Here is an 11,556-nt window from a genome sequence, read left to right as displayed (position 1 = left end):
GGTGGCGTGCCGGACCGGTGTCACGGGCCGTGCTGGCTACGGTGATCGCCGGTCAACCTCACGCGACGCCGCCCAGCCCGGCAGCGCCGCCGTCGCCGCCGGTGCCGCCGTTGCCGCCGGTACCGCCGGTGGCGCCGCTGCCAGCGTTGCCGTTGTCGCCGTCCTCGCTCGCGCCGCCGGTGCCGCCATTGCCGCCGGCATTGCCGTTGCCGGCGAACCCGCCCGTGCCGCCGGCGCCGCCGGCCCCGCTGGCGCCGCCGTTGCCGCCGGTCCCCCCGCCGCCGGCGATAACGCCGTTGCCGCCGTCCCCGCCGGTGCCGCCGTCGCCGCCGGCCCCGCCCGTGCCGCCGGAACCGCCATTGCCTGCGGTGCCGCCGAAACCGGCGAAGCCGCCGGTGCCGCCGTTGCCGCCATCGCCACCAGCCGCGCCAACCGAGCCGACCCCGCCGGTGCCGCCGTTGCCGCCGTTGCCACCGGCGCCGGTGCCGTTGTTGCTGCCGCCGTTGCCGCCGTCACCGCCGAACCCGCCGTCGATGCCCTTGCCGCCACGCCCGCCGGCCCCGCCGGCGCCGCCGGCGCCGCCGTCGCCGCCATTGGCGCCGCCGCCACCGGCGTTACCGCCGTTCCCGCCGGAGCCGCCGGTGCCGGCGTTGACGGCGCCGTCGTTGCCGTTGCCGCCGTTCCCGCCGTTGCCGGCGGTGCCGGTGGCACCGGCGGCGATGTTGCCGCCGTCGCCGCCTTTCCCGCCGGCCGAGCCGTTGCCGCCGGCGGGTTGGCCTGCGATGGTGCCGTTGGTTGCGTTGCCGCCGTTGCCGCCGTTGCCTGCGGTGCTGCCGGCGGATCCGTCGGTTACGCTGCCGCCGGCACCACCGTTGCCGCCGGCCCCAAACTGGCCGCCGTCGCCACCCTTGCCGCCATTCCCGGCGTTGGCCACCCCGTTGGTGCCGGTTGCCGAGGCGTTGCCGCCAGTTCCGCCGTTGCCGCCGGGCCCGCCGAGAATGCTGCCGACTCCGCCTTCTCCGCCCTTTCCGCCGGTGGCTGTGCCGTCGTTGGCGTTGGTGGATCCGGTGCCCCCGGCGCCACCGTCACCGCCCTGTTGGACTTGAGTGATTGGCGTTGGCGGGGGCGGGGCAACCATGGGGCTGCCGGGAGTGCCGGGCCCTCCGTTACCGCCGGTGGGGTCACCGGCGCTGCCGGCAGTGCCGGTCGCGGCCTGTGGCTCAGTCGGCATGAATACGACGTTGACAGCGTCGGCGCCGTCACCGCCTTTACCGCCGTCGCCGCCGTTGCCCCCGTCGCCGCCGATGCCCTGGCTGCCAGCGTTACCGCCGGTAGTGGGGCCGGGCGCCCCGGCGGGGCCGGGCGCGCCGCCGTTGCTTCCGGTGCCACCGTTGCCACCGGCCCCGCCGTTGGGTGTGGGCAAGCTGGTGGCCGGGACGAACTGGGCGCCGACGGTGCCGTGGGCGCCGTTACCGCCGTCACCGCCGTTGCCGCCGTTGCCGCCGTTGCCACCGTTGCCGCCGCTAAGGCCGGTGCCGCCGGTTCCGCCCGCACCGCCGCTACCCGCGGTGCCGGCGTTGCCGCCGTTGCCGCCGCTGCCGGAGGCGCCGCTGGTGGTATTGCCACCGAAGTCGCCGGAGCCGCCGTTTCCACCGGCGCCGGCGTTGCCGCCGTTGCCGCCGTCGCCGGCGTTGCCGCCGTTCCCGGGCACGGTGATGGTGGTGCCCTGTGCGCCGATGCCGCCGGCGCCACCCTTGCCGGCGTGTCCGCCGGACCCTCCGGTGCCTCCGGCGCCGCCACCGATCGGGGCACCGGATCCGCCGGTGCCGCCACTACCGCCCTGGCCGCCTTTGCCGCCGTCTCCGCCGCTGCCGCCCGCGTCGCCGTGCGGCGCCTTCCCGACGCCGTCGCCGGGAATCACGGCGTTGCCGCCCGCACCGCCGGCGCCACCCTGGCCGGCATTGCCGCCCTGGCCGCCGGCCCCGCCGGCATTGCCGCCTGCGCCGCCGGCGCCACCGTCGCCGCCGTCTCCACCTTTGGCGCCGGTGCCCCCGGCAGGCTCTGTGCCAGTGCCCGGTATGCCGTTGCCGCCGGCCCCGCCAATGCCTCCCGCACCGCCGTCACCGCCATTACCACCGCTGCCGCCGGTTCCGCCATTGGCGCCGGCGGCCCCGCCTACGCCGCCGTTGCCACCGGCGCCGCCGCTGAAGCCGGCTTCGCCGTCCACCCCAAAGTTGCCGCTGTTGCCGGTGCCAGCCTTGCCGCCGCCGCCGTTGCCGCCCGCGCCGCCGTCGCCGCCGACGCCCCCAGTGCCCTGGCTGCCCGCGGTGCCGCCGTTGGCGGCCCCGCCTGCGCCGCCGGCGCCGCCGTCGCCGCCGGCGCCGCCTTCGCCACCGACTGGGGCATTGGTGCTGTTGTTGCCGGCATTGCCGCCGTTGCCGCCGTTGCCGCCGTTGCCGCCGTTGCCGCCGTTGCCGCCGTTGCCGCCGTTACCGCCGGTACCGCCGGTACCGCCCGGGCCGCCGGCGGCCCCGCCGGCCCCGCCGGCCCCGCCGGCCCCGCCGGGCTCCCCGGCGCCGCCGGGGGTGTCGGGGTTGAGGGTGTTGTCGGCGCCGTTCACGCCTCCGGTGCCGTTGCCGCCGTTACCGCCGGTCCCGCCGTCGCCGCCGTCACCTGTGTTGCCGGCATGGCCGCCGTTGCCGGTGCCGGCCGCGCCGCCGGCCCCGCCGGCACCGCCGATCCCGCCGTCGCCGCCCTTACCGCCGGGATTGCCGGTGCTGCCGGCGTCGTTGCCGGCGCCGCCGGCACCGCCGGTGCCACCTTTGCCGCCGGTGCCGCCGTCGCCGGCGACCCCGCCTGTCACCGCGGCCCCACCTATTCCGCCGTTACCGCCTTTGCCGCCAGCGAAGCCAGGGTCGCCGTTCGCGCCGAAGCCCACCACAGCAGCGGCGTCAGCGCCGTTGCCGCCGGTACCGCCGGTGCCGCCGGTGCCGCCGGCCCCGACGCCGCCGGCTAGGCCGCCGCTGGTGAGAGCCCCGCGAGCGCCTGCGGCTCCGCCGGCGCCGGCCGCGCCGCCGGTGCCGCCCTCCCCCCCGGTACCGGCCGCGATGACGGTGGTGCCGTCTCCGCCGGCGCCGCCCATTCCACCGGTGCCGCCTTGGCCGCCCATGCCGCCGGCGCCGCCGTGGCCGAACAGCACTGGGCCTGCGCCGCCGGCCCCTCCGGTGCCGCCGTCGCCGCCTTGGCCGCCTTTGCCGCCGGTGCCGCCGGCGCTGGCAGCCGCGTCGCCGGCCGCACCGTCGCCGCCTTGACCGCCGGCGCCGCCGTCGCCGCCGTTCATGAACAACCCCCCGGCGCCGCCGTTGCCCCCGGTGCCGCCGGCGCCGGCGGCACCGCCGGCGCCGGTACCCTGGCCACCGATCCCGCCAGCACCTCCGACACCACCAGCGCCGATCAGCAGCGCGCCGTTGCCGCCGTTGCCGCCGGTGCCGCCGGTGCCGCCGCCGGTGCCACCCATGCCGCCGGCGCCGCCGAGGCCGCCGCCGCCGATCAGCAGCGCGCCGTTGCCGCCGTTGCCGCCGGTGCCGCCCATGGCGCCGGGAGCACCGGTGCCGCCGATACCGCCGGTGCCGCCGGCGCCGAACAGCCACCCGCCGTTACCGCCGTTGCCGCCGGCGGCGCCGCCGCTGCCGCCGGCGCCACCCGCGCCGCCGTTACCCCACAGTCCGGCTGACCCGCCGTTACCGCCGGACTGGCCCGCCGCGCCGGGCGCGCCGTTGCCGCCGCTGCCGAATAGCCATCCGCCGTCGCCGCCGTTACCGCCCGGCGTCGTCGCATTGGCGCCATTGCCGATCAACGGGCGCGACAACAGCGTCTGCGCAGACGCGCTTACCGCACCCATGGCTGACTGTAGCGGCGACGCGTTGGCCGCCTCGGCAAATGCGTACGCCCCGGCACCGGCCGTCAGGGCTTGCACAAACCGGCTATGAAACGCTGCTACCTGAGCGGCCGCCGCTTGGTAGCCCTGGGCGTGTTGGGAGAACAGAGCGGCGACCGCCGTCGATACCTCGTCGGCGGCCGCGGAGACCACCGCCGTCGTCGAAGCGGCCGCCGACGCGTTTTCGTGGGCCAGCGAGGCGCCGATGCGCTTGAGATCCGTGGCCACCGCCGCCACGGTCTCCGGCGAAACCAACACAAACGACATCCGGTACCTCGCACCAGCCCAAGCCGAACCCGGCCGCGGCCGTGCATCATCGGTGCAATTGCTAGGAATGGATCGTATCGCGATCCGGGCAGCTCATTCGGCGGTTCTACCCGATTATTCGGGTCCACCATCCGGCCAGATCCCGGTGAGCATGGTGGCGCGCCGTGAGGCTACCGGCGAATCGGCCACACCGGATCGGCGCAGGCGACACCTTCGGCCGACAACTGGCGCTTGATCACCTTGAAGGTCATGGTGCGCGGCAGCCCCGCGCTGACCCGCACATACGACGGCCACTGCTTGTGCCCCAGGTCGGGCTGCTCGGTCAGAAACGCCCGGAACTTGTCGGCATCGAATTTGGTGCCGGGCGCCAACACTAACGCGGCCATCACCTGATCACCCACCACCGGATCGGGTACCGGATACACAGCGACCTCGGTGGCGTCCGGGTAGCGCATCAGCACCCGCTCGATCGGTGCGGTGCCTAGATTTTCACCGTCGACTCGCATCCAGTCGCCGAGCCGACCGGCGAAATAGGCGTAGCCGGCGTCGTCGCGATAGGCGAGGTCGCCACTGTGGTAGACGCCGCCGGCCATCCGCTCGGCCTCGGCGGCCTCGTCGTTGTAATAGCCTTCGAAACCGCCCGGCCCGGCGGTGTTGACCAGTTCGCCGACCACTCCTGTCGGGCACGGTTCGCCGGTGTCGGGGTCGACGATTTGGATTCCCCCCGGCAGTGGGCCCAGGGCGCCCGCCGGGGTGTCGAGTGTCCGCGTGATCGCCACCCCGCCTTCAGTCGAGCCGAAGCCGTCCATGACAACGCAGCCGAACCTGCGCCCGAAACGGTCGATGTCACCGGGTACTCCCTCGTTGCCGTACACCGCCCGCAGCGGGTTGTCCGCGTCGTCGGGAAGCTCCGGTGTCGCAAGCACATACGAAAGAGGCTTGCCCACGTAGTTGGCGTAAGTGGCGCCATAACGGCGGACGTCGGCCAGGAACTGCGACGCCGAAAATTTGCGTCGCAACGCCATTGAGCCTTGGCAGGCCGCAGCCACCGCCCAGCCGACCAGCACCGCGTTGGAATGGAACAACGGCATCGAGACGTAGCAGACGTCGTCGCGGCCCAGACTGAAGCGCTGCGTGATCGTCACGCCGGCGATCGCAACCTTGCGGTGGCTGCACTTCACCGCCTTCGGGTCGCCGCTGGTGCCCGAGGTGAAGATCAGCATGAAAAGGTCTGCGAGATCCGCGGATCGAAAACGCACCTCGGTATCCCGGTGTGCGGCCACCTCGTCGGTCCATTCGGGGGAGTCGACATTGATGTGCTCGACATCGGCCGGTACCTCCGCCGATCCCGAGCCGGTGAGCACCAACTGGCAGTCGGCTTTAGCGATGTCGCCGGCCAGTGCCGCGCCGCGGCGCACCGGGTTGAGGCCCACCGGGACGATCCCCGACAGCGCGCCGGCCACCAGTGTCGCCGAGAAGAACGGCGTGTTCTGCAGTAACACACCGACGTGTGGCGGCCGCGCCGGGTCCAGGCGTTCCCGCAGCGCTGCGGCGATTGCGGCACCGTGCCGGATGTGGTCGCGCCAACTGGTGAACGAGTCCTCGAAATAGACGCCCCGATCGTCGATTTCGGATAGCGGCAGCAGAAGTTCGGTGACGGTCGGGTGAGTGGGAGTCATCGGTGGGTTCGATTCGCCCGCTCCTTCTCGGTCCGCTGCGCGGACCGCATCGTCGCCGGGCTAGGCAGGGCTAGGCAGGGGTTTCCGCCAGTTCACGGCCGATTCGGCGGAGCTGACCGGTGGCGCCGCCCAACGCGAACTCGGTCTGCTTGGCGGCCAGGAAATACCGGTGTACGGGATGATCGGTGTCGACGCCGACGCCGCCATGCACATGCACGATGGTATGCGCCACCCGATGCCCGGCTTCGGCGGCCCAGAACCCCGCGGTGGCGACGTCGATGTCGGCTGGCTGGGGGCACTCCCGGCTTGCCAGGGAATCTTCGGCCACCCGCCAGGCCGCCTGGGTAAGCGTCAGTCGCAATCCCTTGACGTCGATGTAGCCGTCAGCCAACCGTTGCCCCACCGCCTGGAAGCTGCCGATCGGGCGGTCGAATTGTTCACGGGTGCGCGCATATTCGGCCGTCATTTGCAGTCCGCGCTCGAGCACACCGAGCTGAAAAGCGGTGCGGCTCAGGGTGGAAAGCGTGCCGAGCCAAACCGCGACATCGGTTCCGCCGACCCTGCGGGCGGCGTCCACTTTGGCCCCGTTTAGCTCGAGGTGTCCGACGCTGCCCAGTCCGGTGGTGGCCAGTGCGGTCACCGCAACCCCTGGGTCGCCGGCGGCAACCAGGAAAACGGCTGCACCGGAATCGGTTTCGGCGGGTACCAGAAATGCGTCGGCCACCGGGCCGTACCCGACCTGGGTGCGTGTGCCGGTGAGGCGGTAGCCATGTCCGGTGCCGGCGGCCTGCACCGGACCCTCGCCCATCTCACCGTCGAGGGCGACGGTGAGGATCCGATCGCCGGAGACCGCCGACACCCCCCAGCCCTGCTGCAGTTCCGGCGAGCCGAACCGGGCCAGGGCGCCGGCGGCGAGCACCACCGACTCCAGGTACGGCACCGCGGCCAGTTGATGCCCCAACGCCACCAGCACCGCAACCTGCTCGAGCACGCCGAAGCCATCGCCGCCCAGCGACTCCGGCGCCGCACTGGACAGGATGCCGGCGTCTATCAGCTTGCGCCACAGCTCGCGGTCGAACCGCTGCTCGAGCTTGTCCAGCTCACGTTGATGCTCCGGCGTGCACACCGCGTCCACGATGGTGTCGACCAGACCACCAAGATCCTGGGCGGCTTCGGTTGTCGTGAAATCCATGACGTCTTGTCCTCTCAGGTCCGCTCAGCGGTTGGCTCGCGGCAGTCCCAGCGCGACCATGCCGATGATGTCGCGCTGGACTTCGTTGGTGCCGCCGCCGAACGTCAGGATCAGGCACGCCCGGTGCATCCGTTCGACGCGGCCGCGCAGCAACGCGCCTGGCGAATTCTGGCGCAGGGTCGCCGCAGTGCCCAACACCTCCATCAGCAGCCGGTAGGCCTCGGTGGCCAGCTCGGTACCGAACACCTTGGCCGCCGACGCATCGGCCGGTGACGGTCCAGCGTCCTTCGGCCCACTTTGCGAGGAAGCCAGCTCCCAGTTGATCAGCTTGAGGACTTCGGCCTTGGCGTGTACCCGGGCCAGGTTGAGCTGCACCCACTCCGAGTCGATCAGCCTGGTGCCGCCGGCGTCCTTGGTGTTTTGTGCCCATTCGCGGACCTCGCGCAGGCATCCGAAAATCGGTGCCGGCGACACCAGGGCGACCCGCTCGTGGTTGAGCTGGTTGGTCACCAGCTTCCAGCCGGCGTTTTCCTCACCGACCCGGTTGGCCACCGGTACCCGCACGTCGGAGTAGTAGGTGGCGCTGGTGTCCGGACCGGCCATGGTGTGCACTGGAGTCCAGGAGAAGCCCTCAGCGGTCGTCGGCACGATTAACACCGATATGCCACGGTGTTTTTTGGCCCCAGAAGACTCCGGGTTGGTGCGTACCGCTAACCAGACGTAGTCGGCGTACTGAATCAGGCTGGTCCACATCTTCTGGCCGTTGACCACATAGTCATCGCCGTCGCGAACCGCGGTGGTGCGCAGGTTGGCCAGGTCGGTGCCGGCGCCGGGCTCGGAGTAGCCGATCGAGAAGTGCAGATCCCCGGCGGCGATCCGGGGCAGGAAAAACCTCTTCTGCTCGTCGGTTCCGTAGGCCATGATCGTCGGCGCCACGCTGTTGATGGTCAGGAACGGCACCGGTGCACCGGCGATGGCGGCTTCATCGGTGAAGATCAGCTGGTCCATCGCCGAGCGGCCCTGGCCGCCGTATTCCTTGGGCCAGCCCAGCGCAAGCCACCCGTCGCGGCCCATTTGCGCGATCGTCTCCCGGTAGACATTGCCGACGCCGTATTCACCCTGGACCGAGCTCAGCGCCTCCCGGCGTTCCGGCGTCATCAACGTGGCAAAGTACGAGCGCAGCTCGCGGCGCAGCTCCTCCTGCTGCGGGGTGTAACTGATGCGCATCTCAGCTGCCTCCGATTGAATGATCGCGTCTTTATCACTGGCCGTCAGCAGCCGTCCACTAGCTGTCGACAACCAACGCCAACGGCAACCCGGCCGTCTTCCCGGTTGTAACACGTTCTAGTCTCTGAATCCAGCGACCGTTTCCTCGGATGTAGCAGGGCCTTATGGTGGAACTAGCAGCGACCGGGGGGATGGTCAGGGTAAGGAGGGTGCCGTGCGGGTGATCGTGGACCGAGACCGATGTGAAGGCAACGCGGTGTGCTTGGGAATCGCACCGGATATCTTCGACCTGGACGACGAGGACTATGCCGTGGTCAAGACCGATCCGATCCCGGTTGATCAGGAGGATCTGGCCGAGCAGGCCATCGCGGAATGCCCGCGTGCGGCGTTGTCGCGTGGTGAGTAGGACGGAACTAGAGGTATTCATAAATTGAAATTGACTGAGTCCAATCGCTCGCCGCGTACCACGAACACGACCGATCTGTCCGGAAAGGTGGCGGTGGTCACCGGCGCGGCCGCGGGTTTGGGTCGGGCCGAAGCGCTCGGCCTGGCCCGGTTGGGCGCCACCGTCGTCGTCAACGATGTTGCTTCCGCCCTGGATGCTTCCGACGTCGTCGACGAGATCGGCGCCGCCGCTGCCGATGCTGGTGCTAAGGCCGTCGCGGTAGCCGGTGATATCAGCCAGCGCGCGACGGCCGACGAACTGCTCGCCAGCGCCGTCGGGCTGGGCGGACTGGACATCGTGGTGAACAATGCCGGCATCACCCGCGACCGGATGCTGTTCAACATGTCCGACGAGGAGTGGGACGCCGTGATCGCGGTGCACCTGCGCGGCCATTTTCTGCTCACCCGCAACGCCGCTGCCTACTGGCGGGACAAAGCCAAGGATGCCGAAGGGGGATCGGTCTTCGGCCGGCTCGTCAACACCTCGTCGGAGGCGGGTCTGGTGGGCCCGGTGGGGCAGGCGAATTACGCCGCCGCCAAGGCTGGCATCACCGCGCTAACCCTGTCGGCGGCGCGGGCGCTCGGGCGCTACGGCGTTTGCGCCAATGTGATTTGTCCGCGGGCGCGCACCGCGATGACGGCCGATGTCTTCGGCGCCGCACCCGATGTCGAAGCGGGCCAGATCGACCCGCTGTCGCCGCAGCATGTGGTAAGCCTGGTCCAGTTTCTGGCGTCCCCGGCTGCCGCGGAAGTCAACGGTCAGGTGTTCATCGTCTACGGTCCGCAGGTGACGCTGGTGTCACCGCCGCACATGGAGCGCCGGTTCAGCGCGGACGGCACGTCCTGGGATCCCACCGAGCTCACCGCGACGCTGCGGGACTACTTTGCTGGTCGGGATCCGGAACAGAGCTTTTCGGCGACCGATCTGATGCGTCAGTGACCCGTGGATATAGGCGGCCGATTATTGGAATCGGTGTCCGAATCACCACGCCAACATAGGGCTTAACCAGCGAAATTGACCCAGTTGATCCGGTGTGCGGTTCGTTGACACCGCAAACTCGTTCTGGGTTAGGATGGGCCGGCTCACACCGTGCAACGTGCGGGCCCTAAGCGCGTTCAGGAGACTCACAGACTTCGCCGCGAGCAGTAGACGGGGGGACCCCAGTTGATCCAACAACTTGCGGTTCCGGCCCGGGCCGTCGGCGGGTTCTTCGAAATGTCGATGGACACCGCGCGTGCCGCTTTCCGGCGGCCGTTCCAGTTCCGCGAGTTTTTGGACCAGACCTGGATGGTGGCCCGCGTTTCGCTAGTCCCGACGTTGCTGGTGTCCATTCCGTTCACGGTCCTGGTGGCGTTCACCCTCAACATTCTGTTGCGTGAAATTGGGGCCGCCGACTTGTCCGGCGCCGGAACGGCGTTCGGCACCATCACCCAGCTGGGCCCGGTCGTGACTGTGCTGGTGGTGGCAGGTGCTGGCGCCACGGCGATCTGCGCCGACCTGGGCGCTCGCACCATCCGTGAGGAAATCGACGCGATGCGGGTGCTGGGCATCGACCCAATTCAACGGCTCGTGGTCCCCAGGGTGTTGGCGTCCACATTGGTTGCGCTGCTGCTCAACGGCTTGGTGTGCGCCATTGGCCTGTCCGGCGGCTACGCGTTCTCGGTCTTTCTTCAGGGCGTCAACCCGGGTGCGTTTATCAACGGTCTGACCGTGCTCACCGGACTGCGCGAATTGATACTGGCGGAGATCAAGGCGCTACTGTTCGGGGTCATGGCCGGGCTGGTCGGGTGTTACCGCGGTCTGACGGTCAAGGGTGGGCCCAAGGGGGTGGGCAATGCGGTCAACGAGACCGTCGTCTACGCGTTCATCTGCCTTTTCGTGATCAACGTAGTCATGACCGCTATAGGTGTGCGAATCTCGGCGCAGTAACAAACGACGGTGAGCGAGCGATGGTGATGAAGCGATGAGCTACGACGTCACTATCCGGTTTCGCCGTTTCTTTTCGCGGCTGCAGCGGCCGGTCGACAACTTCGGTGAGCAGGCGCTGTTCTACGGCGAAACCATGCGCTATGTGCCCAACGCCATCACCCGCTACCGGAAGGAGACGGTCCGGCTGGTCGCCGAGATGACGCTGGGCGCCGGAGCGCTGGTCATGATCGGCGGCACGGTCGGGGTGGCGGCCTTTTTGACCCTGGCGTCCGGTGGCGTGATCGCCGTGCAGGGGTATTCGTCGCTGGGCGACATCGGTATCGAGGCGTTGACCGGGTTCCTGTCGGCGTTTTTGAACGTCCGCGTTGTCGCGCCGGTGATCGCGGGTATCGCGCTGGCGGCCACCATCGGGGCCGGAGCCACCGCGCAGCTGGGTGCCATGCGGGTCTCTGAGGAGATCGACGCCGTCGAATGCATGGCGGTGCACTCGGTGTCCTATTTGGTGTCAACCCGGCTGATCGCCGGCCTGGTGGCGATCATTCCGTTGTATTCGTTGTCGGTGCTGGCCGCGTTCTTCGCCGCTCGTTTCACCACGGTGTTCGTCAATGGGCAGTCCGCGGGCCTTTATGACCATTACTTCAACACCTTCCTCATCCCCTCCGACCTGTTGTGGTCGTTTATGCAAGCCATCGCTATGTCGATCGCGGTAATGCTGGTGCATACCTACTACGGCTACAACGCCAGCGGCGGGTCGGTTGGGGTCGGGGTCGCGGTCGGGCAGGCCGTACGGACCTCGCTGATCGTGGTTGTTGTCATCACCTTGTTCATCTCGCTCGCCGTCTACGGCGCGTCCGGTAACTTCAACCTCTCGGGGTAAAAA

At 70.0% G+C, this 11,556-nt stretch carries 8 protein-coding genes; 4 read left to right on the top strand and 4 right to left on the bottom strand.

Features of this window, described 5'->3' with window-relative positions; translation table 11 throughout:
• Window positions 1-58: 58 nt before the first annotated feature.
• The 4 genes from PE_PGRS53 to fadE26 all read right to left on the bottom strand — a co-directional run bounded on the left by PE_PGRS53 (window position 59) and on the right by fadE26 (window position 8,302).
• Window positions 59-4,204 carry a PE-PGRS family protein PE_PGRS53 gene (PE_PGRS53, locus tag Rv3507; protein YP_177978.1) on the bottom strand — a complete coding sequence of 1,382 codons (4,146 nt, stop codon included), beginning with the start codon at window positions 4,202-4,204 and terminating at the stop codon, window positions 59-61.
• 170 nt (window positions 4,205-4,374) lie between these two features.
• Window positions 4,375-5,883 carry a long-chain-fatty-acid--CoA ligase FadD17 gene (fadD17, locus tag Rv3506; protein ID NP_218023.1) on the bottom strand — a complete coding sequence of 503 codons (1,509 nt, stop codon included), beginning with the start codon at window positions 5,881-5,883 and terminating at the stop codon, window positions 4,375-4,377.
• Between the two features lie 70 nt (window positions 5,884-5,953).
• Window positions 5,954-7,075, bottom strand: coding sequence for an acyl-CoA dehydrogenase FadE27 (fadE27, locus tag Rv3505; RefSeq protein ID NP_218022.1), 1,122 nt, complete (start codon window positions 7,073-7,075; stop codon window positions 5,954-5,956).
• Window positions 7,076-7,099: 24 nt separating this feature from the next.
• Window positions 7,100-8,302: an acyl-CoA dehydrogenase FadE26 gene (fadE26, locus tag Rv3504; RefSeq protein ID NP_218021.1), complete on the bottom strand. Its 1,203-nt coding sequence runs from the start codon at window positions 8,300-8,302 to the stop codon at window positions 7,100-7,102.
• A 214-nt stretch (window positions 8,303-8,516) separates the two neighbouring features.
• Between fadE26 and fdxD the strand changes: the two genes are divergently transcribed.
• The 4 genes from fdxD to yrbE4B all read left to right on the top strand — a co-directional run bounded on the left by fdxD (window position 8,517) and on the right by yrbE4B (window position 11,553).
• Complete coding sequence (gene fdxD, locus Rv3503c) at window positions 8,517-8,708, top strand: ferredoxin FdxD (protein NP_218020.1); 192 nt, start codon at window positions 8,517-8,519, stop codon at window positions 8,706-8,708.
• Window positions 8,709-8,732: 24 nt separating this feature from the next.
• Window positions 8,733-9,686, top strand: a complete 954-nt coding sequence (locus Rv3502c) for a 3-oxoacyl-ACP reductase (RefSeq protein NP_218019.1) — start codon at window positions 8,733-8,735, stop codon at window positions 9,684-9,686.
• Window positions 9,687-9,911: 225 nt separating this feature from the next.
• Window positions 9,912-10,676, top strand: a complete 765-nt coding sequence (gene yrbE4A, locus Rv3501c) for an integral membrane protein (RefSeq protein ID NP_218018.1) — start codon at window positions 9,912-9,914, stop codon at window positions 10,674-10,676.
• Between the two features lie 34 nt (window positions 10,677-10,710).
• The gene (yrbE4B, locus tag Rv3500c) at window positions 10,711-11,553 is read left to right on the top strand and encodes an integral membrane protein (RefSeq protein NP_218017.1); all 843 of its coding nucleotides are present in this window, start codon (window positions 10,711-10,713) and stop codon (window positions 11,551-11,553) included.
• Window positions 11,554-11,556: the final 3 nt, after the last annotated feature.

The sequence above is a fragment of the Mycobacterium tuberculosis H37Rv genome (genome assembly GCF_000195955.2).
Taxonomy (GTDB): domain Bacteria; phylum Actinomycetota; class Actinomycetes; order Mycobacteriales; family Mycobacteriaceae; genus Mycobacterium; species Mycobacterium tuberculosis.
Note: the sequence above shows the minus strand (reverse complement) of the source record. Positions and strands in the feature narration are given on the sequence as shown.